At 61.0% G+C, this 24,270-nt stretch carries 11 protein-coding genes and 1 pseudogene; 5 read left to right on the top strand and 7 right to left on the bottom strand.

Annotated features, from left to right (window positions below; all coding sequences use genetic code 11):
* Positions 1–231: 231 nt before the first annotated feature.
* Genes RBB84_RS03475 through RBB84_RS03455 form a run of 5 tightly spaced genes read right to left on the bottom strand, consistent with a single transcriptional unit; the run spans position 232 to position 12,000 of the window.
* On the bottom strand, positions 232–3,246 hold the full coding sequence (locus RBB84_RS03475) for a Z1 domain-containing protein (protein ID WP_350247164.1): 3,015 nt from the start codon (positions 3,244–3,246) through the stop codon (positions 232–234).
* On the bottom strand, positions 3,243–4,202 hold the full coding sequence (locus RBB84_RS03470) for a PD-(D/E)XK motif protein (protein WP_064257740.1): 960 nt from the start codon (positions 4,200–4,202) through the stop codon (positions 3,243–3,245). The genes RBB84_RS03475 and RBB84_RS03470 overlap by 4 nt, the downstream gene beginning before the upstream one ends.
* A gap of 55 nt (positions 4,203–4,257) precedes the next feature.
* Entirely contained in the window at positions 4,258–5,811 is a 1,554-nt protein-coding gene (locus RBB84_RS03465; RefSeq protein ID WP_064257739.1) for an ATP-binding protein, read from the bottom strand.
* Entirely contained in the window at positions 5,808–9,173 is a 3,366-nt protein-coding gene (locus RBB84_RS03460) for a Swt1 family HEPN domain-containing protein (protein ID WP_082921219.1), read from the bottom strand. Before RBB84_RS03460 ends, RBB84_RS03465 begins: the two co-directional genes overlap by 4 nt.
* Positions 9,174–9,186: 13 nt before the next feature.
* Positions 9,187–12,000, bottom strand: a complete 2,814-nt coding sequence (locus RBB84_RS03455) for a DUF1156 domain-containing protein (protein ID WP_350247161.1) — start codon at positions 11,998–12,000, stop codon at positions 9,187–9,189.
* Between the two features lie 163 nt (positions 12,001–12,163).
* On the opposite strand from RBB84_RS03455, the gene RBB84_RS03450 reads away from it, so the two are divergent.
* The 4 genes and pseudogenes from RBB84_RS03450 to RBB84_RS03435 all read left to right on the top strand — a co-directional run bounded on the left by RBB84_RS03450 (position 12,164) and on the right by RBB84_RS03435 (position 16,683).
* Positions 12,164–13,243 (top strand): DNA cytosine methyltransferase, encoded by a 1,080-nt coding sequence (locus tag RBB84_RS03450; RefSeq protein WP_082921230.1) that lies wholly within the window; start codon positions 12,164–12,166, stop codon positions 13,241–13,243.
* Between the two features lie 99 nt (positions 13,244–13,342).
* Positions 13,343–14,428, top strand: a complete 1,086-nt coding sequence (locus RBB84_RS03445) for a DUF3320 domain-containing protein (protein WP_082921231.1) — start codon at positions 13,343–13,345, stop codon at positions 14,426–14,428.
* A 120-nt stretch (positions 14,429–14,548) separates the two neighbouring features.
* Positions 14,549–15,240 (top strand): annotated as a pseudogene (locus RBB84_RS03440) (IS5 family transposase); the annotation flags it as partial.
* Positions 15,241–15,354: 114 nt separating this feature from the next.
* On the top strand, positions 15,355–16,683 hold the full coding sequence (locus RBB84_RS03435; protein WP_350247160.1) for an IS1634 family transposase: 1,329 nt from the start codon (positions 15,355–15,357) through the stop codon (positions 16,681–16,683).
* Positions 16,684–17,317: 634 nt separating this feature from the next.
* Here RBB84_RS03435 and RBB84_RS03430 read toward each other — a convergent pair.
* Both RBB84_RS03430 and RBB84_RS03425 read right to left on the bottom strand, forming a co-directional pair.
* A complete protein-coding gene (locus RBB84_RS03430; RefSeq protein WP_231912138.1) occupies positions 17,318–21,790 on the bottom strand; it encodes an AAA domain-containing protein in 4,473 nt (1,490 codons plus the stop codon).
* A gap of 174 nt (positions 21,791–21,964) precedes the next feature.
* Positions 21,965–23,170: a glutamate dehydrogenase gene (locus tag RBB84_RS03425; protein ID WP_024103549.1), complete on the bottom strand. Its 1,206-nt coding sequence runs from the start codon at positions 23,168–23,170 to the stop codon at positions 21,965–21,967.
* 175 nt (positions 23,171–23,345) lie between these two features.
* On the opposite strand from RBB84_RS03425, the gene RBB84_RS03420 reads away from it, so the two are divergent.
* Positions 23,346–24,257: a LysR family transcriptional regulator gene (locus RBB84_RS03420; protein WP_024103548.1), complete on the top strand. Its 912-nt coding sequence runs from the start codon at positions 23,346–23,348 to the stop codon at positions 24,255–24,257.
* The last annotated feature ends 13 nt before the right edge of the window (positions 24,258–24,270 follow it).

Genomic DNA, 24,270 nt, shown 5'->3' with positions numbered 1-24,270 from the left:
TCCTGCGGTAGCCAACCCGCGTATATCAGTCTGACCGCGCGTCGTATTGTCGACACGCTCACCACGCAGACTCGAGGGCGAAGCAATGAGGCGCCGTCAGGGTCGCTCCCCGACGGCGCCTCACCTTGCCCTCTTGACAAAGGTTCTTACATATCAGGTGTACCCGACCGACAGCTTGACGCCGGTCGGGTACACCTTGTGCGGCTCACCTGCAAGGCGACAGTGAACGCGTCAGTCGTTGGTTACGACCAGCTGGTTCCCCCGTTTCTTCGCGGCGAAGCCAATCCTTCCTCCAGGTGCGGCCGCCTTGGGCAAGGCGTAAGAGAATAGCGTCGCGATATCCCTAGGGTCTACAACAGGCTTGAGATCAGCGGGATTCGCGCCAAAATTCGGATCGACGCCGTGCGGGTCAGCTGCAAACGATAGCAGCAGCGCGCCGCGGGTCGGAGTGTAGAGCGACTCCGCTACGTCGCCGCCGAGCTTCTCGCCGCCAGCGATGTGCTCAATGGCATGCCGTTGACGAAACGAGCTACCCGAGAAGCCAGGCCGGTCGAGGCGGCGCTTCCGCTTGATAATCGGAATCGGCTCTTCCATGCCGTCCACAGAGCGAGTCACGCTGTTAGTGAGCAGCGGCAATAATACAGCGAAGTCTGTAAGTTCATTCGCATCAATCGCTCGCCGCAAGAACTCAGCATGTGGACCAAACTCCCAATTAGGAGCCCATCGGAATTGATTTAGCACATCAATTACAACTTGAGCATCGATGATGCCGTACCTAGCTTCAAAGTTGCCAACCCGATCACCTTCAATTCGTCTTTCCAGATATTGAAACTCTCCAGTTCTGTCAAGCTCAATTATTAACGGCAATACCGCCGCGAAGTGAGCCGCATTGTTCTCACCCTTACCTCGCACGTCCTGCATTGAGAAGTCAACGAGCTTCGCACCCTCTCCTCGGAACTTCAACTCCGCGTTGTACATCTTGTTTCCCGCAGTCGGCTTGAGCCAGGGAAGCCGCTGATAAACAAGAGGAGGAACATCTATCGGAGTGAAGCACGGTCGGCCGTCTTCCTCTGTGTCGGCAAATTGCTTTAGTTCCTCACGAAACTGCTCCTCGTCCTGGATGATCGCACCAAAAGCTTCATACAAGTCGTAGGTCTTATTACCTGCAACTACTGCTCGACCAACATACAACCGAACTAGATCGCGATAGCCCTTACGGAATCCGAACCAGCGCCCCATCTGCATCAACGTGTCAGCCATCAGTGTGCGTCGAGTGTAGTAGGAGACGGTCAACCCCTCGACAGTAAACCCACGGCTTAGTTTTGTACCCCCGACCAAGATCTTCCAGACTCGGGTCGACTGAAAATCGAGAGCCGGTTGGTCGATATCTGTATCTCCGTTGACAACAAGGACAGGCGTGCCCAGCGATGATATTCTGTCCACCGCTTTGCCGATGAAATCACTCAATTCGTCGAAGCTCGCGGGAACACGGTCATCGTCCTCTGCCCGAGCAAGACTAACGGGTTGATAGTCCTCCGCCCAAAGTGCCTGAAGACGCGCGCGCCCTGCGATCGAACTGTACGCCGAACGCATCCAAAGTTGCTGGATCTCCACGCGTAGCGCAGCATGTTCGGCCATCTTCACCGACTCGTGAATGAGCATTGTATGGTGCCGAAACTCTTTCGCACCATGTGATTCCCGATATAGTTTTATGGCTCCGGAAAGCACGAACGAGTCGAGCGCCCGCTGAAGAGTCGTGATCCGTCCATCTCCAGCGTTCGCCTCGATATTCCGAACGAATGCCGCCTCATTCGAGGTGACAGGCGTTTTCGGATTATCACTGAAGTCCCGATCGAAATCATAGAAGTCGGACCCACCCATGTAACCGGAGGGACGTTCTAGCGAAACAATGAAGTCCTTAGGAAAAATGTTCTCGGAGTCATCAGGATCGACGAATACGTTCGCGAATGGCGTCGCTGTATACCCCACGTATTGGCATCGAGGGAGAAGCTCCAGGAGTGCGGAAATCTGCTTGTTGATCGCGGTCCGCTCGACCTCGTCGCTCGATTTTCCTCTCCGGTTGGGATTGATGGTATTGACCGACGCTTGATCAGCCTCATCATCGATAATCAGCGCCGGAATCTCATCCATCCTTGTATGGATCCGCTTCAGGTCTGCGACGAGTTTCTCAAGAGTGCTCTTGTTCTTCTTTACCACCGCGAGACGAACATTAGTCCGATGCAGGTTTGCTGGGTCGTACAGCTTCTTGCTCTTAACGGCGAGTTCATGTCCACCCCTAAAGTCGAGTGCACCGAGACCAGCGAGAAGCTTCTTGTAGTCCCAATTGGGGGAAGTAAGCCGAATGATCCCCGGAATATTGTCTTGCTCAGCAATGTTCACACCATGTTTGAGAAACTTACCGTCAAACCAGTCCTGGTCGCCCTGTCCCGCGTAGTCAACACCCGCCATTAAATCCGAGTCGTCCGGATCAATACCGCCACGGATATTCTCTTCTCCAACGAGCTCCATGTCGAGACGACGCTGGGTTTGGCTGCGAAGTATTTCTACGGTTCCGGTGAGCACAATGATCAACCTGTAGCCCGCATCTATCGCCTTCGCAATGACACCACTAAAGTTGGCCGTCTTTCCGCTTTGGACGTATCCGACGACCAGTCCTTTCGATTGGTACGAAGCATCTCGTTCGGGGTCTGCAAGGCGGCTAACGATCTCGTCGGTGGCCGAATCGAGTTTGGAGATTGCCGTTGCATCCCATCTACCCTCAAGAACCCCGCGGTATGCGCGCCAGTAAAAGTCATGTTCGGCGCGGCGCGTGTCTGTGTACCACGGATCCCACTGCATCGGCTCGCTGATCACCGTGAAGCCACTGAGATCCCGAGGGTATTCCTTGTCGAGTGCCTCAATGCTGGAATCGGTAAACCCAAGCAGGGTGTAAACAAGGCGCCGGCGTTCCATCGATCTCGGATCGGAATCCGCCCTCCATTCGCCGGACTCCGCGGTATCCCACTTTGTCAGTAGAATACGAAACTTTGTCTTGACCGCTAAATTCGGATCATTGGCGGTCAGGATCGCAAGGATTTCCGATTCAGGTACACCCTCTGGCCTGTCCTTGCGGGCCCTGAACCCGACGTTCTCAATTAGGTTCTCCGGGGCAAAGCCTTCAAGCGCTTTCAACTCCTGCAGAATCACCGCAGAAATCAGGTGATCGACGGCAACGATGTCGCTCATATTTCCCCCCTAGAGGTCATGGCAAACTCGGTCAGTGGCTGCGGTGGTACGGATGCTGGCAGCGATGAGACGTCGATACGGTATGAGATGGCACCGACAAAGTGGGATTGCGGCACGATAATGTCGATTCGCGGGCGAGTAATTGCGGGAAATTCTTCGTCGACCAAGTAGGCGGCGGGCTGCGACCGCAACATATACTTTGTGCGGTATAGGTCCACGTCGTCATCACGCCACCCGAGCCTGCGTAGGTATTCGTCAAACGACTCGCGACCACCTCCGAGACGAGGACGAATATTATCGACAAGTCCCGTGAGGCTTACGCTCTCGTCGGCAGCACCTGCCTTCGTAAGCTGAATCGAGATTAGCCACAACACACGTCGTGGTGACGGTTGCAGTTGCATCGCCGAATTGATCATATGCACGCGCTTCTCGGAGAGAGTAGTCTTCACTTCGACGTCGCACGTCGCCAGGACAAAATCGTGTTCTTCGGACTGAGGTCCAAGCCACGCCTGCATTGCCTCGTGCTCACCAACCGTGTCCAGCAAGTGTGAAAACAAGAGCAGCTCTCCAATCAGACCCTGCTCTCGTTCCGGTGTAAGCCGACGCCGCTTAGCGAGGAGATCCATGAAAGTACGTAGTGCTCCCTGAACCGCCGCAGCAAGAGTCTTTCCTGATTTCATTGCATCGACAACGGCCGCAATGAAGCTGTATCCCTCGTACCGTGCATCACCAGCCTCCACGTCAACTCGATAGCAGGCAAGTCCATCCATTTCGTCGAGATTCACCTTTAGTCGCTCATAGGCGACGAGGTCGGGCAGGTCACCCGTCTCTGGGGTAAACAACTGGAGCTCGTCACGGATCGGGTCGATTCGCAACCAGCAATGCGGATCTACACTGAGCGTTTGTAACGTCGGGGTTCCTGCCGCAAAATACGCATTGAGCGTTTCCGGCGTCATATACTCGTCCGGGTCTGCCAATATTCTCCGCCTCAACTGTGTCAATGAGCGATTCTTACGATTCTCCAAGTCCATCCGGCGACGCGTTACGGCGCTCCGCTGTTCTCCCCTGCTGTTCAACCGCTGAAAGAAGGATCTCCTGCCAGGCATCCAACCGGAGCCGCTCCGCTGGCCCGAGCCAGGTACTTTCGAACGTCTTCGACATGAGGAGGAGGAAAAGAACCTTCAGCACCGGGGCGTCGTCGGGGTCGCGACTCCTGTAACCGACAAGGATATCCCTCATGCGCGCATTAAGGTTGAGTCTGTGGTCGTCTAGGTCGATCTCAAATACCTTATCCGGCGGCAGAGCACGCCACCGTATTTCGATAGGTTCGGCCGCTTCGCTGATCTGGACAGTGTCGTCAATTACGTCGATCACCGATCCGGGTAGCCCAAATCCTGGTTCGACGAGTGTGACCGGCAATCTCTTTCGAGTGCGTGACTGACGACACCGGTATTCCAGGTCGGCAAGGAAGTCAGCAAACCCACCTGATCCGTCCTCAAAGCGAGCCTTCCGGATCGCCTCGTCAAACTCAGCAGCAAGGACCAGTCCAGACTTCTCCGGATTGATCGTAACGAATTTTTCTATGTCCTTTCGTAGATCGATCTCGACTCGGCCGAGTTCGTAGTCGGCTCTCGAATAGGCTATACCGTTCCATCCGCCTATCTGCAGTAACCGATCGTTGCGATAAAAGTAAAAGCCTTGGTGCTCACGTCCTGGTCGTCCGAAGAGACGGTAGCTTTCTTCTTGAACCGCGGCTGGCCAAATATGCGCTATTGCGGTAACAGGTTCGACCACACCGGGAAGTGCCACATTCAGCACTCTGGGATACGTGCCGGGTCCAGCCACTTGGTATCCGAATGGATTGATAGCTTCGACGGTCCGAGGAATCCCTGAATGCTTCACGTCAAGGTCATACTGCTGCACCGTGATTTCCACGGATCCCTTAGTGAGGATCCTATGCAGGACGACCCCGAGGTGCGTGCGAATCTCGTTGATGGTCTGTTCCAGCCAGCTAGTCTGATCGCCAGGATCATCCGATGACAAGAAGGTGTAAACGTCCCGCCATTCAACGATCGTCCCGGTAGACATGTCAAAGCCGGAATCAACGTTGGCGAATCGTTTCGCCGCCTGCTCCGCAGATAGCACCGATACGGCGTGGTTACGTCCGACCTCGTCGCGATTCAACATTCGTCCGACCGCATTCGCACCGTACGCCTGTGACCATACGACGAGGGTTTCGGCTTGACTCAACGACGCCGCCTTGAGCCCGAGGCCAAAGTGTCCGAGGTCAGCGTCCCCATAGTCGCGCTTCTTTGCATACGTCATCGCGTGATCGATCGCCGACTCGTCCATTCCTCCGCCGTCGTCGACAACAGCGAGCCCGACGGTTCGAATGCCCCGCTGTTCTAAGCGGATCAGAATATGTTTCGCTCCCGCATCGATACTGTTGTCGACGAGATCCGCAATCGCGGTTGTCAGCGAATGATGCAGTCCGAGGCTCCGAACAAGCGACGGGTCCGGGGGCAGTGTCTTCGTGTCGACAACGACGGGACGTTCGCCGTTCACAAGCCATCCTCGAATTTGGCCCTCGAGAACCCTATCGTCCGGCAGTTTTCGGACACTACCCGCACGAGTCCGTCGTCAAATCCATCGAATCGCTCGGCCTCTATGTCGACCGTTACGTCGAATGTGTTAGCGCCAGGTTGCAATCGGACAAGAACTTCCCGAACGACAGTCGTGATCTGATCTTCGAGTCCACGATCGGGATCGACATTAAACCGTCCGACGAATCGCGCGTTTCGGATAGGTGTTGGCGTCTGCTTCCGTGACGGTTCAAGTCCCGCTGGCGCCACTGATACCGGTTGGTCGTCTTTCTCCGCAGTCTCTCGAGCCACGCGTTCGGCACCACTCGACTGTCGTGCATCCTGCGTCATAGCAAGATTAGGCGCAACCAACAATGTGGTGTCGCTGATTGTCGGTACCTGCCCAGCCGGCGGGAGTACTAGGTCGACAAAGTCACCGCTATTGACGTCATAACTGGCGGCCAGCGCGAAACCGCCGGTCTCCCACCCAAGATCGCCAAGTGCGTCCCGAACTGCAGTTTCGAGCACCCCGCGGTTCTTCAACCGCGGCAGAAATGGATACCGCGAGTAATAGTCCCACAGTTCCCCGAAGGCAATCCTTCCTTCATTCCACCGGCTACGAAGATAGTTATCGAGGTCCATTCGTACGTTTCGGGGCGCCGTACTGGTACGCAGCACATCGTCATCGACGAGCCGCTTTCCGACTGTCTTACTCAGCGCACCAATGCGACCCTCGATTTTGCGCGAGGTAATCGACAGTGGTCGCGACCCGTCTGGCTGTTCCGGGTAGAGGACCCAAATGAAGGTCGCGGGAATACGCTGCTCAACCGCCTTGTTGGTCTCATCCATTCGTCTCCGTGCTTGCGCGGCCTGCTGGTGCGTAAGGTCGGACTCCGCGATCCGTTCGACGATGCTGCGCCACGCAAGGTACGCGCGTACGGCAGATTCGAGCTCGGGCTGACGCTGATGGTCTGCGGCGAGTGCGATAACGGTGTTGCGTCGCTCGCGTTGCGCATTTCCCCTAGTGTTGACCAGCTTCTCGGTGAACTCATACGCCGTGGAACTGGTGCTTCGATTCGCGTGCACCACGCGCGGATCCAGGATAACGAGCCGAACGCCGTCGGAATCGGACACGTCGGCCGACGAGTCCGGCGCAACCAAGACCTCATCAAAATCGCCGGGGTTCGAGATTTCGCTGCGCCGAAGACGGGTAACGACCTCAGCCCATACATCTCCGATCGGGAGTTGCTCCGCATGGTCTCGAACTCGACGACTTAGCGACTGCTGGACGTCATACCAGTACGAATCCGCGTCGACGTAGAAGTATGTCGCCCGGTCGCTCAGCATCTGCAATGACGATCCGAAATTTCCGACCGTATCACCGGGTTGTGCGACACCGAGGAACACTCGTTGCCGTTCGATGCCTTTATGGGCGGTATGTAGTCTTGGCGCGGACCCAAGGAAGACACTGCGCGCGATCCGTCGCGTAAGAGACCGCTTACCGAACAATGGCCTATCGGCATCGATGCGTTGTGGCACCGATCCTGCACCGTCGATGTCGGCATCAATGATTGGCTTCCACTGGTCGGTGAGGTATTGCGTGATCTCATCTCGAACGCCGATGGCATCAAGTGGGATTGAGCCCGGCATGATTAGTGGGGATTCGTCCCCCGCCATCCACAGGGAGCTAACTACTGAACTCATCAGGCGAAGCACGCCGCGGGTACGTTGGAATCGTTCTAGACTCGACCAGTCCTCATACAATCGGTCGAACAACTCTGGGTGAATCGGGTACGCGTCGCGAATCCGCTGTTCGTAAGAAACCTCCCTGGTTTCACTCGGAAACTCGCCACTGTGCTCACGATAGAACTCGACGAAACGTCGTGCCGTAGCGGCGATCTGCGTGCGCGCCTCGTGGCCGGGATCCTGGAACAAACGCCGTCGAACGATTTCGAAGGATTCTCGGGACGACGCCGGACGCCACTGATAAGCTAACCGGCCGACCGCATTCTGTAAGCGATCGAGTGCGGCCCGCCCATTAGCACCTCCAATTTCAAGGTCACTAGCGTCTTTTTCCTCCCCGTTGTCGCCGATACGCACGTCCGAGGCGGGAATCGAAACGAGCAGTAAGATTCCGGGGACTCGCTTGACAGATTCTGTAAGAGTCTGCGCGAACGTGAACTGAGACTCAAAGGTTCCGCCTGTCAAATCCTCCCGACCATACAGTCCGCGAGCGTAGGCCACCCACTCATCTATGAGGACTACAGCTGGACCGAACTGCCGAAACAGGTCTTCAAGCACTGAACCTGGATTGGTGCCCGTGCGGTCTGCCAACGCAACCATTGCGTAGCCTTCGGCCTTGCCGAGTTGCCATGCCAGTTCACCCCAAAGTGTGTGGACGATAGTGCCGTCTTCTTTCGGAGGAAGTGGTTGCCCCGGAGGTATCTCGTTTCCTACCAGGGCCACACGCCGCACATTGGGCGGGATGCGTACGTCACCGACTGCGTCTTGCACATGCTGTGGAAAGTCCGTGAGCTCGGTTCCAGAGCACAGATGCCAGACGGCGAGCATGGAGTGGGTTTTGCCGCCACCGAAATTGGTTTGGAGGTTGATGACGGGTTCAGCATTCAAATCGCCGGACACTCGACGTGCTGCCAGCCCGAGCAAGTCCGCAAGCCCTTCGGTGACGTACGTCCGGCGAAAGAACTCTATCGGGTCCTGATACTCGGCAGTGCCCGCATTCTGCGAAACGGTGTATAGGTCTGCAGCAAACTCTGACTTGGCGTAGTTGCCACTTTCAACGTCTGGATGTGGACGGAGCACTGTCCGCCACGACTTCAAACCCTCACTGGATAAGCCGGGCAGAGCGGTCTGCGCACGGGTAGCGCGTTTGACGCCCGTCTCGAACTGTTCCTGCTGGAGTGCCTGGCGAGTGGTACGGACCTTGTCAGCAGCCCCCGGTGCGTTGACCGCCCGGAGAAGCCGCTCAGACGTATCGAGTGCACGATAGGCATCGTCGTAGCTGAACGGCTCGTTGTGCGCCCAGCGATTACGAACATCGCGCAATTCACTAACCAGGCTGATTTCGGCACGAGAGAGCAAACCGTCGAACGGGAACCATTGTGGCAGAAGCCGTTCGGTAATAGCGCGAAGTTGGCATTGGAGATCACTACGGCTGTAGTAGTTTCGTCCCGACGTCTTTGGTCCGTCTTTTGCTTCTAGGAGCTTCGTCCATTCCGCACCGTTGGGGAGTTTCTCTGCGAGCGCGCTGGCAATGAACGGTTCGAGCGATTCGGCGAGTAGGTCGAGCGCACTGCCAACTCGTTCACGGTTGCTTGCTGCCATGTTTCCGCGTCTCCTAGTACAGTTCGTCGAGGCCCAGCTGGCCCTGCTCGGGAACTTCGTCCTTGTGATCGCGTGCGACCGCGGCGATATCCGCCCAACTTGTCACCAGCGAGTTGAACAGCTGTGCGATCGGCGACCAGTTCTTGCGCTCAGCAATGGAGTAGGCAAGATACGCAAGCCCCTTCGCGGAGTCGAGATCGACTCGATCAACGGCCCTGGCCATAACGCGGGCGGCATCATCGATTCCCACAGTGTCCAGCGCCTTCGCAATGTGACACACCACCTCCCACAGCGTGATGTCGTTGTCGCGCTGCGGATCATAGTTCGCCGGCAGGTCATCGGGGTGAATCAGCGTCACCTTCGACTGCCCCGACCGCACTGCCCCGGATCGTGCCAATCCAGCCACTGAGGTGTTCATCGACACTGAAAGCTGTTCCGCGTCGCCGTATGGGCCCTCGTTGAAACCATATGTTTCGTACCACTTGAGACACCAACGGGTGGCGGGATCGAAGTCCCCCTCCTGTTCCGAGAGGACTTCCGCGAGAATTTGATTGATGAAGCCAAGCGCCTTACGAACACTCATCGAGGTGCCGTCAGGTTCAACGACATCTGAGTACCGCGAAAACACAGCCATGCCCGGCCCAATTGCCGCTTGGGCAAGGTCAACCGGTGCAACCGAGCCTTGCTGGAGTTCACGAAGCTTCTCGGGAAGCTCGTCACGGAGCTCATTCAAGAACGAACGCCGCTCCGTCGATGGCGCTATCTCTGGCCGGGGCCTTAGTGCAAGAACGATCGACGAGGCGAGGGCATTTGTCCCCATACTGAGCATTCTGTTCCCGAGTTCGCTACGCATCGGCCATGTTCCGGTGATCGACCACCCCGACCGAATCATCCCTTCAAGGAGAGTCTCCCAGCCAGTGGAAGCGCTGCCTTCAGTGTCAGTTTCAGTTTGTTTAAACGCGTAATATACCGCGATCGGATAATCCTTTAAAGGAGTCCTTCTTGCGTTTGTAAAAACACGCCGAAATCCCTCTTCAAAGAAAATCTTGGCTCCATCTTTTCCATTATGCCGATATGGGTTCGCGACGAGTTCCTCAACTTTTGGGACGAGCATGGTCCCTAGAATCTCGGGATGGATACCTTTCAGAGACTGACGCAGCCAGACATAGAAGAAGTCCGACAGATCGGAATATCCAATATTGTCGTAGTACGGAGGATCGGTGGATATTAAGGCACCTTCAAATCCGCGTGATGCTGCATCCGACTGTTTTGCTGATGCGCTCGTGCTAGCGGTCAATCGGTCGAGCACCTTGCCAATCCAGACGAACTGATCGCCTAAATTGCCAGACGATGAAGAGAAAGGATTCCCTTCACAATAGTCCCAGATCATCGGAATCGCCTGCCTGGCGAACAAATGGCCGATACCCTCATTCTTTGGATCACTGCGCCAAGCACAGAGGGCATTATGGTAGTCGGTGGCTTTGGAAATACCGAATCCTAGGTAGGTCGCCACGGCATCCGCATAGGCTACAGCTCCCGATCCACCGTCGGCCAAACGCTTTCCAGTGCTCCATCCGGCAGCTTCAGCATCGGCAAGCACCTTTTCGCATGCCTCTCCAACAAGGTCACTGAAAGTCGTTAATGCCACGAGTTGACGATTAGTGAACAAGTCCGACCATTTATTCATTCCGTACGCTTGGACTCGAAAACTCGGCGCTTTCGATGGGATCGCTGCCGACGGCGCGTTTGAGGGTCTCTCGACGCCCGCTGCGGACTCAACGTCATCCGTGGGCGCCAAGTACATACGGCGACGATTTCCCTCGGCGACGGTAGCAAGAATTACGGATGACATTCTGCCTTCGAGGGCCTCTGACCGGATGTACTTGAGATCTACAGCAGAGCTGCACGAAATGCATGTCGCCCCGTTCCTCCCCACTGTGCCGTCGTCTTCCTTCGCAGGCGCGCTCCTGACGTCATGGCCAATTCGGAACGTAACCCGCTTGCCCCTCGGACCATCAACAACGTCAGGTACTATGTAGGCTTCCTTGCCCCTCTTTTTACCCAGCCACCAAGACCGAACCAGCGGCATTTCAATGCCACAGACCGGGTTGGGGCATGTGACCGTGCGTGCCCAGATCCAGGCGATCACCGTCGCCTCTGTACCATCATCAAGCTTCGCCTTTGGATACAGGTGTCCTAGGCGCTTCTCGGCTTCATCCCGCATCCACTTCCCATAGCGACGCACATCCTCGGCGAGCCCCGTGGAATGCGGCCACTCACCGAGTCTCTCGTGGGCGACGCCAGGAAACACCGGTGGCCTGCCCGAGAAGTTCGGGGGGATCTCGATCAGCGCCTTGTTAATGAGGACTGCAACAGGGTTGAGATCGGAGGCGTGAGCCTCAAGCCCAAGACGCTGCGCTTCGAGCGGAATCGTGCCACCGCCGGCGAAAGGGTCGACGATCGGCGGCGGATTACCATCCGTCGAACGGAGAATCTCCTCATGCGCTGCCTTCAGTAAGCGCTCATCGGTGGTGTTTTCCCACTTCACCAGGTCCTCGATCATCCGGAAGAGGCGCGCGCGTTCCGCCCGTATCCAGTGCTCGCGTTCATCCGGATCATCGATGGCTGCCGCTTCTGAGCGCGATGCCGGGTCGTCGACCAGCTGAGCGAACAGAACTGCGCGAGCGGCGGCGAGAGGCCGACGCGCCCACCAGAGATGCAACGTCGAGGGATGTCCATGACGGATTGCCTTCTCCCTTGCGGCTTCCTTATTGATGGCCTCCAGAGGCAACGCCACCTCGATCAACTTCCGCCGCGTCACCGTCACGATCCTCTCCTCGCCGAGGCGGATGGAACACCACCTCTTTCAGACTTTACAAACTGCTCAGTAGATCGTTACACGAAGGAACCGACGAGTCAGGAACATGACGGCCGCAGCCAGCTAGCGTGGGTGATGTAACCACGTCACACCCAGCCGCTATCGTTGTCGCGTGCCCACGCCACCCACCGTTTTCCGAGTCCTCGACCTCTTTGCTGGTGCCGGCGGGCTTACCGCTGGATTACACCAGTCGGACGATAGGTTCCAAACCGTCCGCGCCGTCGAGATGGATCTCGCCGCGGCTGCGACCTATCGGGCAACCTTCGGTGACCTCGTGTACGCGGGACGAATCGAGGACTGGCTGAGAGAGGAAGAGGTTCCCAAGGTCGACGTCGTTGTCGGTGGGCCCCCATGTCAAGGTTTCTCCACACTCGGCAAGCAGGACGCCGAGGACACCCGCAATCGGATGTGGCGGCACTATGCACAAACCGTGCAACGCGCCAATCCGAAGATATTTGTACTTGAAAATGTACCGCAGTTCCTGAGCTCTCCAGAATTTGCGCTGTTCCATCGTGCCACCTGGAAGGGTGGTCGTCTCGCCGAATACACCTTCGAAGCGTACGTGCTTAATGCAGCCGACTACGGGGCACCGCAGGCGCGCAAACGCATCGTAGTAATAGGACGTCACCGAGACCTACAGGATCCCGGCGCACCTGCCGCCACGACGTCTCAGCAGCACAAGACCGTACGGGAAGCTTTAGCCGGGGTACCCGTCAATGTCACGGAGCGCGATCTGCCGAATCACCACATCGAATTCGCTGGACGAACCTTCCCGGGAGCGTTCAAGACGTCCCAGTTGCACTTGACCCGCAAATTTGAGGAGAGATCGCTTGCCCGTTTCGCGACCATCCCACCCGGCGGCAACCGCTTTGACATTCCCGATGAGCTCCTCTCCCCTTGCTGGCGTAAACACACGACCGGCTCGGCGGACGTCATGGGACGGTTGCACTGGGATCGCCCCTCGGTCACTATTCGCACCGAGTTCTTTAAACCCGAGAAGGGTCGATACTTGCATCCAACGGAGAATCGCGCGATAACACATTACGAAGCTGCCCTACTGCAGGGCTTTCCCGAGGATTACCAGTGGGTGGGGTCAAAGACCGCGATCGCGCGCCAAATCGGTAACGCGGTGCCTGTTCCACTGGCCAAGGCGATTGGCAAATTAGTCGCATCAGCTCTCGAGTCGAGCTGAGCAGGCACGCGGTACACGACAGTGCAGTGAAGATGGCTTCTTTAGCACTATGTCCCTACTACCTATAGGAAGCGAGCGTTGCGGAAAAACCCTGATCAAATGCAACCGAACCACAAGACGTGGGTCGAACTCTTCCCCTGGTTGGACGGATACGTTTCCCGCAAGGCAGCGATTCTGGAAAATCTTGCACCCGACCTTGACTGGTGGTTCAGTCAGATGCCCGACGAGACCGCGCTGTACACCGAACTGCCCGCACTCTGCGGGGAGCTGGCACGAATCTTTGTCGCTCGCCATGCCACAGATCGCCTTCACACTGCGTTTCCTGCAATTAGTAGCGACCTCAATGTCTCAGTTTTGGGACTTGACAAGCGCGCACTAGCTGGCCTCGCATACGCAACCGGCCTCAGCCCGGATACCGTCGCCCTTGCACCCCTGAAAAACTCTGCATTGCAGTTCTCCATCGCTGAACTGACCGCTTCACCGGGTATTGGCGCCGCGGCCGCCTACCAGATCGCAATTGCATTGATTGAAAATTCGGTAACCACGTGTGCGCAAGCGACGGTACCTGTCCACGTTACGGACGTCGTCTCGAAATTCGCAATACCGTACACGCGCGCTCCCGAAATGTCGCTCGGATCTCCAAATGATCTTGATAAAATTCGATCACGCGAGGTTAGCGACGCCATCGACTATGCAATCGTCACAATTGTCGATATCGAGGGACCTATCCGGCTCGACCACCTTACGCGCAGGATTATCCAGGGATTCGGCTTCGATCGGGCATCTACCCGCAGGCAAGAACAAGTGAAGCGTCGCATTCCACGCACCATGATCCACCGGTCACGACTTGGTACGTTCGTGTGGCCGGAACACCGCGACCCTGAAACATGGCTTGAGTTTCGGCGCCCCTCACCGGGTACCATCCGCCCCCTCTCCGATATCCCGCCTGAAGAGATTGCAAACGCAATGTGCCGGGTTGCGAGTAATGCCCTAAACCGAGACGCTTTATTTCGCCGCACTGCTGAGTTATTCGGCGTCTCCCGGATTTCAGCGAGCGCTTCCGATCGTTTGCATGCCTGCCTCGATCTACTCCTCATTTCAGAACGTGTAAAATCGGATGGGCTCACCTACTCTGCGCACAGCCGTGTCTTTTCCATCGGTTCCGACGAAACCTATATCCAATAAGGATCCGGATCGACCTAGTAAAATAGGACCGCCCGATCACGACAATGAGAGCAGTCGGTAGATCTCGCTAAGAGCATGTCTCTTATGGCCAAGATCGTTTGTGCGGCATAATGCACTGCCGTGGTCGATGCGTTGTCTTCCCGGCTGGTACCGGATGCGTTGTGGGAGATCGTCGAACCGTTGCTGCCCGGATTCCGGGCGCGGCCCCAAGGCGGCGGTCGGGCGGCACTCGATGATCGGGCGGTGTTCACCGCTATCGTCTACGTGCTCACCAGCGGCTGTGCCTGGCGGCATCTGCCACCGTAGTTCGGGGTCAGTGTTCCGACCGCACACCGCCGCTTCACCACCTGGGTTCGGGCCGGGGTATTCGACGAGCTGCACCGCCGGGTCCTCGATCGGCTCGGCGCCGGTGGGGACCTGGACTGGTCCGCCGCGATCCTCGACGCCGCGCACGTGCGGGCGAAAAGGGGGGTTCTCTGACCGGTCCCAGCCCGGTCGATCGAGGCAAGAACGGCTCGAAGATCCACATCCTCTCCGACGCCGATGGTATCCCGCTCGTCACCGCGGTGACCTCAGCAAACACCCACGACAGCGTCATGCTGCAACCCATGGTCGCCGCGATTCCAGCGGTGCGCTCACCTCGCGGTCCGCGCCGCCGCAAACCCGGCCGGGTGCGGGCGGACAAGGGTTACGACTACCCCGTACACCGCCGGTGGCTGCGGGCCCGGGGCATCGTTCCGCGGATCGCCCGCCGCGGCGTCGACAGCAGCGAACGCCTCGGCCGCTACCGGTGGAAGATCGAACGCACCCTGGCCTCCTGAGTTGCACCAGGTGAGCCGGTTTCCGGGTGGTCCGGTGTATCTGTGCAGGTAGCGACGGTGCGTGTTCGGGAAATGGCACACTAACGGCTCGGTAGACTCCGCCCCGTGGCTGCCTACATCCGCAAAGTCCGCACCGCCTCGGGAGCGACCGCGGTGCAGATCGCGGCCAAACAGGGCCGCCGCGACAAGGTCCTCGAGCACCTAGGATCGGCCCACACCGACCGCGAACTCGCCGCCCTGCTCGAAACCGCCCGAACCAAACTGCTCGCCGGCCAACAAGAACTCGACCTCGATCTCGACCTCGGCACCACCACCAGCTCTGCACCGACGATCACCGGGAAACGCTCCCGCTGGCTGATCGAGGTCATTGCTGCTGCGTGGCAACGTCTCGGCTTCGATGTGGTCGACAACGAGGCGTTCTTCCAGCTCGTGGCAGCCCGGCTCGTCGAGCCGACGTCGGTTGCGGATGCGGGCAGAGTGCTGCGGGAGATCGGGATTGCCCCGGCGCACCGCAACACCTTCGTGCGAACTCTGCAGCGGTGCACCGCCCACGGTTACCGCGACGAAATCGCACGACGCTGCTTCGAGCATGCCGCCACCGCGGGGGATCTGAACCTGCTGCTCTACGACGTGACCACCTTGTACTTCGAAGCCGAGAAGGAAGACGACCTGCGGAAAGTCGGGTACTCGAAAGAGCGCCGGGTGGACCCGCAGATCGTCGTCGGACTGCTCGTCGACCGCACCGGATTTCCTTTGGAGATAGGGTTTTTCGAGGGAAATCATGCCGAGACCCGCACCATCGTGCCGATCGTGCGGCAGTTCCAGGCCCGCCACAATATCGACGGGGTGGAGATGGTCATCGCCGCCGACGCCGGCATGTTGTCGTCGACGAATCTGAAGGATCTCGATGCTGCCGGACTGAAGTTCATCGTCGGATCGCGGGTGACGAAGGCGCCGGCGGATCTGGTCAGTCATTTCCACTGGCACGGGGACGTGTTCACCGACGGGCAGGTCATCGACACCGTCACCCCACGGCACGCCAAGAGCTCGGTCAACGACATCGGTCGCCGCAGCGAACCGGTGTGGGAGCCGGCCGACACGTCGGCGTGGCGTGCGATCTGGGCGTACTCGACCAAGCGTGCCGTGCGGGACAACCAGACCCTGAACGCGCAGGAAGCCCAGGCCCGTGAGGTCGTTGACGGCACCCGTGCTGCTAGAGCACCGCGGTTCGTCAAGAACACAACGAAGGGCAAGTCCCTCGACACCGATGCTCTGGCCCGGGCGCGTTCCCTCATCGGCCTAACAAGGGTTATGACGATGTCGGGGTTATGCCGATGCGAGCGCATCGTTGCTGGTGGCGGCCTCGGCATCGGTGGATTGTTCGGCATAATCACCGACTGCCGAGTCAGGCGTGATGCTGGTCTTCCCTGGTGACGAAGGGAAGGAAACCCAGCTATGTCCACCACCAATGACCACTGCCGCTGGATCACGATCGACAACGCGATCGAGGACTTCGACCGATACCTGATTACGGGCAAGAATGCATCCGCGATGACCCGTCAGTGCTACATCCGGCACGCTCGAGCATTCCTCGACACCGTCACGAATCGACTCAGGAATGCGAATCGAAGTACGTCGATTCACCGGTACCGGAAACTCATCGACGCGGATGCGCCGCGGAGAGGTGTCGCGCATGTGCACGTGAGTCGTGTGGATCGGTCCATCCGACCGGGATCGGCAAACACGCCGAACCTTCCCGCAGTCCGACATCACATACACGAAAGATCCCCGAAGGCAATGCCTTCGGGGATTCTTCGTCGCTCACGGACTACTGGCCGCTGAGGCTGCTGATGCTGCCGATGAGCTCCATGAACGGGCCGAGCAGCTTCGCCAGCTCGATGAGGGTCTTCAGTTCTTCCATGGGGGACTCCTGTCGCAGAGGGAATTACGCGCAACGAGACTCGTTGCGCATCAATAAATATCAGGAACCTGTTTACTTTGCTGAAGAAAGCATGTGAAAAGACGCACTGTAACGTTCCCGGTCGAAAACCGATGCGACCGAGTAGTTTCAGTGGTCATCCGTCCCCGCATTCATTCGCGTACCCAGATTGGGGATCTCGTCGACGACCGTTGCATCCGTCCGACCGACAGATTCGACGAACTCGTGCGACTGTCCGTCGGTCCGGAACTCGGTCGACGGCCGGGACAGTGCGGGCGCAGGAGTATCCACGCGTCCGGGCGTAATTCCGCGACGTTCCAGTTCCTCCCAGAGTCCTGACAGGGCCGCGACCGGGTCGAGGTAGTACTCCGATTCCCGGACCCGCCAGAACTTCCAACCGCTGCGGTGCAGTTCGCGCTCCCGCTCCAGATCGGCGCTCTGCCGTTCGGGGCTCGTGTGCCACTGTTCGTCGTCACAGGCAACTGCCAGCTTGCCTTCCGCCCCGGTCACGACCAGATCGATGAAGTGACCGTTCACCTCGACCCGCGGGTTCACGTGATAGCCGCGAGCGGCGACGTCGAGGAAGACGTCCTGCTGGAAGAGGCTGTCGAACGCTTCGTGCCGCTCGTCGCGCGTCACGCCGTCGGGCATCGGCTCGGCCGGGCGCGGGGACGTCGTCCGCATGTGGGTGAGCAGCGAGTACCGCAGGTCGGTGCGCCGCAGCGTGTCGATGGTCCGCGAGTGGAACAACCACAGCTGGTCCTGGGCACGCGAGGCCGCGACGTTGAAGCGTCGCTGATATTCGGTCCGTGTCAACGCCGCGATGTTCTGTTCGGGCGCGACAACCATCGACAGGAACACCACGTTGCGTTCGTCGCCCTGGAAGTCCGGGGGCGTGCCGACGCGGAGCCTGCGTTCCTCCCACTGCTCCGGGGTGAGCCTCTCGAGCAGTTCGTTCTGAATGATGTCGACCTGCAACTGCCCCTGCAGCACCACCACACCGAAGGTCTTGCCGTCGTAGGCCGGGTCCTCGACGCACTTCACGAGCGTGTCGACGAGGGCGTGCGCCTCGGCGTAGTTCGTCAGCGTCGAGTTCTGCCCGCTGACGGCACCGTCCTCGACGAGCGTGGTGCGTAGCGGCTGCAGACGATCGGAGCCGTACTGCCGCATGGGGACCAGCGGGTCGTCGGCGTAGAACTGGTCGCTGGACCACGCGATGATCTCCGGCATCGACCGGAAGTGCTCGCGCAACCGGACGATGCTGCCGAACCTCGACCGCAGCAACGAGAACAGGCTCGACCGCGGAGTGAAGCTGTCGCGCAGGTAGTTCGGGATGTCGGGCAGATACGAGTCGAGACGGCTGAACACCCCGTCGAGCGCACCCAGCGACACCGCGCTCGGTGCACACTGCTTGTCGTCGCCGACGACGATCACGCGCGGCGCCAGCCACAACAGGAACAGGCTGCTGATGTCGGTCTGGCTCGCTTCGTCGACGATGACGACGTCGAACGAATTCTGTTCGGGCGGAATCGATGCCAGGACCTGCTGCAACGGCATCACCCAAGCCGGCACCGCCCCCTGCGCGACCTGCATGGCCTCGCGGGCCGCCGCCCGATAACGCTCCGCGTAGCGGCCGGTGCCCTTACCGATGCTCGCGATGTGATCGCGGTACGAATGGAGCGCCTGCACCTGCTCGGCCGTGGTGCGGTCGAGACACGCGCTCCACGCCTTCTCCTCGACGAGTTCGGTCGTGAGTCGCGCGATGTCCTTCTCGAGTGCGTCGAGGTCGCGTTCGAACTGTCCGTCGTCGCTGCGCTCGTGGAAGCGTCGCACCCATTCGTCGGCGCGTCGCCACGCCCACGCCTCGTCGATGTCGGCGAGACGAACCGGCCAGGCCAGGCTCAACGGATTCTCCGCGAGGGCCTGAGCGAGTGCGGGTGCTGCGGTGGTCAGGCGCGCGTGGAGGGAGACGAGTTCCAGTTCCTCACGCTGCTCCCCCGCCGCCCGGTCCCACGCATCCAGGGCCGCGTTGATGGCGTCGAAGTCGGCGTCGTGTAAGGCGCGGGCCAGCGCGCGTCCTTCGGGCGACGCTCCCCCGGAGATCTGGCTCCGCACGTACATGCCGATGGATTCGAGCCAGTTCTTACTCGCTTCGGCGGTGCCCGCGGCGGCGATGGTCCGTGCCGACTCGGCGGTGGACCGCGCCTGCTCGATGCTCGTGATCCGCGGCGCCCCCGGATGAACATCGCGCAGTGCCGTTTCGACGTCGTGTACCCGCGCCACGAGATTGTCGACGATGGCACGGTCGCGGTCGAGGAACGCGAGAATGCCGACCGCGCGGCTGCGCGACTCGTCGAGTTCGATGTCGATACCGAGGTCGCGGAGGACCACCCGCGCGACCCGGATCGCCTCGAGCGCACGAAGGTGTTCGGCGACGATGCGCGCCGTCTGGGCGGTGGTGGCGGCGACACCCTCGACGGTCGCGATCTCACCGAGCGCCTCGACGGCGGATTGCTCGTCGCTGCGCCGGAACCGGGTGAATCCGCTGCGCCACGTGTCGCCGGCCTCGAGCTTGCGGGCGAGCGCGTCGTACGCCTCGAAGGCCTGACGTCCCGTCACGGAGGTGTCCACCGAGCTGGCACCGACGATCCGGTCGGCCTCCTGCGCGGCCTGCACGAGCCTGGCGAGCTCGGCGGTCTTCCCCCACAGGTGCTGGGCCCGGCCCGACAGGACGTCGTCGGCGACGCGTTGGATTCGGGCGTCGAGCCGGTCCGCGTCCTCGAGGGCACCCTGCAGTTGCTCGCACAGGTCGCGGATGCGGCCGAGTGCTTCGAGCGATGCACCCTCGAGGACCCGCAACAGCCCCTGTGTCTCGCCGTTGGTCGTGCCGCTCGACGCCTGGGAGACGGCGGCGCACGCGTACTGCAGTTCCCTCTGAGTGGGCAGGGACAATTCGGGGAAGCGCTGCTGGCGACGGCGCGCGCGCTCGACGCTCGACCGCTGATGCAACGAGTGAAGGGTGACGAGTTCGTCGACCGTCAGCGGTGGGGTGTCGGTGAGCAGAGGCGCGGGCAACCACGCGTACTTGGATTCGTGCGCGCGGACCCGCCGGACGATCGACGCGGCCGTCCCCTCGTAGCCGGCGGCGACATCGGCGTGGGCCTCGGTCTCCTCCGCGCGCGCCTGCCGGATCTGTTCCATCAACGTCGCGCGACGCTCGAGTGCGTCGTTGCGTTGCGTGGCGAGCTCGTCGATACGTTCCTGCGCGCGCCGAACGTTGAATTGCGCCTTGCGGATGGCGATTTCGCTGACACTGCGAGTGAGTTCGACCGTGCCGCCGTGCACCGGGTCGGTGACGGCCACGCACAGTTCCTGCAGCTCGGACGGGAGCTTCTCCCGGAGCACACGCAGCGCCTGCGCCTTCTCGCTGGTGACCAGCACACGCTGCCCACGCGCGAGTAGCGCCGCGACGATGTTGGCGATGGTGTGGGTCTTGCCCGTACCCGGCGGACCCTCGACCACGACACCGCTGTCGCCGGCGAGCCGGTCGATGATGTCGCGCTGTTCCTCGTTCGCGGGCAGCGGCAGCAACTGCTCCCCGGTGAACTCGGTCGACGGCGTGCCGATGCGGTCGAGCCACGCGACCCGGTCGGCCGGTTCGATCGCTTCGACGAGCTGCGCCAGCCCGAGCGGCACCGGATTCGACTCGTCGGCAGCCGCCTCGGTCATGCGGCTGTAGTACTCGATGAGCGCGTGGGCGCCGCGCTTACGCAGCACGAGGACCGGCGACGGCGTCACGAACGCATCCGACGACGACGCTTCGTCCGCACGATCGACGACGTCGACCGGCACGGTGAGCGCACGCTCGGCCCAGCTCTTCAAGAACGCGCGGGCCGCGGGGTCGAGGGGCGACGCGACCTGGGTGACGAGCGCATCGTGCAGTTCGCGGACACTCGTCGGGTCGAAGACCTCCAGTCCGGTGAGGAGCTGGACGTCTTCCAGCGACGGCCCGGCGTTGGGACTCAGCCGGACCACCAGGTCGCCGGAGTCGCCCTGTCGCTCGATGAGCGCGGTCTGCGTGATCAGGTGCGTGTGGACCCGCGCGCCCGCCACACCCTCGGACAGGTGCAGCAGACCCGACGCGACGACGAGTTCCAGCGATTCCGGCTGGTCCTCTAGGTCGAGCATCGCTCGCTGCAGGAAGCTGTACAGATGCGAGGCGGCCTGCCGCTCGCGGTCGACGACCGCCCACGTCCGCCAGTCCGTCAGCCAGGCGTCGAGACCGTCGATATCGATGGCCTGCGGGTCGAGTTCGGGCTCGACGGCGGACTCCGCGATGTCTCCGTGCACGTATTTCGCGAGTTCGGCGGGCGGACGCGGGGGCTCTTCGAGCTGAGCGCGACGCGCGCGCAGAATGATGTCGCCCGACGCGGCATGGGCCCGCAGACCGGCCCTGATGTTTCCCTCCTCGAGGGACATCACGGCGCGGTGTTTGTCGACGACGCGGACTGGTGCGCTGCGGGCCTTGACGAGCTCGGCCAGGAAGGCGAGCAGGCGCTGCACGCGATCCCTCAATTCGGGTTCGCGCTCGCCTGACCCCACTCGCACTCCACTCACCCTTGCGGACGTCCTTCCGCCCGTCGACGGAGACGGGCATGTCCACCTTAGAAGTCTTGGTCGACATACGCGTTTCCGGACCCGGACGACGCGCGCCGCCATTTCCGCCGAGTCTCGCCGTCAAGATGCTGACCTGCAGGAATGAGCGAGGTCGACGTGTCAAGGGATGGTGATCGTGCGCGAGGCGCTCGGAGCGTGGTTGGTCGCGCCGAGCTCCCGTGCCGTCTGCCGCGGCGGCACCCGATCGAGCGCCCACCGCTCGACCAGCAGCGTGATCTTGGTGAGCATCTCGGTGCGCAGACGCTGGAAGGAATCGTCCGGATCGGTCCCGACCCACCCGAGGAGCACCCACCATGCCCACGCGACCGCGCCGGCGTTGGCCACGAAGTCCGGGATCACCGGGATGCCGCGGCCGGTGAGCACGGCTTCGGCGTCGGGCGTCGTCGCGGAGTTCGCGGCCTCGATGACGACCCGCCCGGCGACCCGGCCGACGTTCTCCGCCGTGATGGCGTAAGAGATGGCGGCGGGGACGAAGATGTCGGCGGGAATGCCGATCACCGCGTCGCGGGGCAGTTGCTCGACGTCCGACGGGACGCGGGAGCGGTCGATCTCCCCGTACTCGTCGCGGAGGTCGAGCAGTGCCGTGATGTCCAGTCCGTCAGCGCAATACAGTGTTCCTGCGGCATCGGCGACGGCGGTCACGCGCATGCCCGCTTCGTGCAGATACCAGGCTGCGCCGCCACCCATCGTGCCGATTCCCTGGATCGCGACGGTGGTCTCGGCCGGTGCCCAGCGATATGCGTTCGCGGTGGCGATGCAGGCCTGCGCGACGCCGTAACCACCGATCACGTCACCCAGCAGGAAGCCGCCGTAGACCGGCGCGTTCAGGGAGGTGCGTACCCGCTCCAAGGTGATCGCCGGGTCTGCCGCACGGTTGATCGCGGCGTGGAAGGACTGGTGCAGTCCCAGCCGCTCGAAGACCTCGTCGAGAAGGTGCTGGGGAACGCCCAGGTCCTCGGCGGTGACCCAGTGCGCGTTCAACCAGGGACGCATCGCCTGGCAGAAGCGCTGCAGCACATCGACGGCACGGGGGTCCTTCGGGTCGAAGTCGATCCCGCCCTTCGCGCCGCCCACCGGCAGGTCGAACACCGCGGTCTTCGCGGCCATGCCGCGCGCCAGGTCCTCGACCTCCGACATCGTGCACCCGGCCCGCATGCGGGTGCCACCGGTCGCCAGATCGCCCACCAGGGTGTGGACGACGAGATAGCCGTGCGCACCTGTCATCGGGTCCGTCCAGGTGAGACGCAGGAAGGGTTCGTCCCTGCGGGTGTCCACCGCGTCGACGCGTGTTGCCATGGTGGTCATATGCGGTCCCCCGTTCGTCAGAGCCGTCGCTACGTCGATTCGGCCGGTGACGCCAGCGTGCCCGGGGGCGGCGCGGGGCGTCCAGTTACGAAACTCGAAGGTCGGAGTTCACGATTTCTACACAACGCGAGCTCACAGCGGTTGCAGGTCCCCGGGCGCGCCCTACGCTGACGGCATGGAGTTGTCCCTGCGCCGGTTACGGATGCTTCGAGAACTGCATCGCCGAGGCACCGTCACGGCCGCCGCACTCGCCCTGCATTACACCACCTCGGCTGTCTCGCAACAGCTCACCCAACTCGAACGGGACGTCGGCGCAACGCTTTTCGAGCGAAGGGGACGTCGGGTCCAGTTGACGGAGGCGGGCGTGCTGCTCGCCGAACACGCCGAGGAGATCCTGCAGTCGGTGGAGCGCGCGACGACCGCGCTCGAACAGACCCGCGACGGGGTCACCGCGCGCCTGACCGCCGGGGTATGGGCCTCCGTCGCATCCACTCTGATCCCCAGCGCGCTGGCATTGCTGGCCACCGAGCATCCCGGCATCGAGGTCCGCACGCGAGAGCTCGCCCCCGAGGAGACCGCCGGCGCCGTCCGTGACGGATCGCTGGACTTCTCGTTCGTCATCGAATACTCCGGCTACCCGATGTTGTGGGATCCGGAGCTGACCAAGGTGGTGATCGCGGTCGAGCGACTGCACGCCGCGGTGCCGCCCGGGACGGTGCCGGCGGGCACCATCGCACTCGCCGACCTCGCCGAGCATCCGTGGGTATTGGCCGGCCCGAACTCGCACTTCGGCCGCGCGGTGAGCCTCGCGTGTCAACGTGCGGGGTTCGAGCCGAGGATCAACCACGAGGTCGGTGAGCAGGCGACGGCGCTGGCGATGGTCGCCGCGGGGCTGGGTGTCACGCTCGTCTCCGATCTCGGGCTGACGTTGAGCTCACCCGGGGTCGAGGTGGTGGCGCTGACCGAACCGCTCGTGCGCACGATCTCCATCGCGCATCGCGGGGTCGCGTCGGAACGGCCGCCGCTGCGCCTCGTGATCGACGCGGTGCGCACCGCCGCAGCGGAACGGGGGCTCGCGGCGCAGTAGCCACGAGCCCCCG

The organism is Rhodococcus sp. D-6 (genome assembly GCF_040256695.1).
In the GTDB taxonomy this organism is placed as follows: Bacteria; Actinomycetota; Actinomycetes; order Mycobacteriales; family Mycobacteriaceae; genus Rhodococcus; species Rhodococcus pyridinivorans.
The sequence above is the reverse complement of the archived record's forward strand: the minus strand, read 5'-3'. Positions and strand labels throughout refer to the sequence as shown.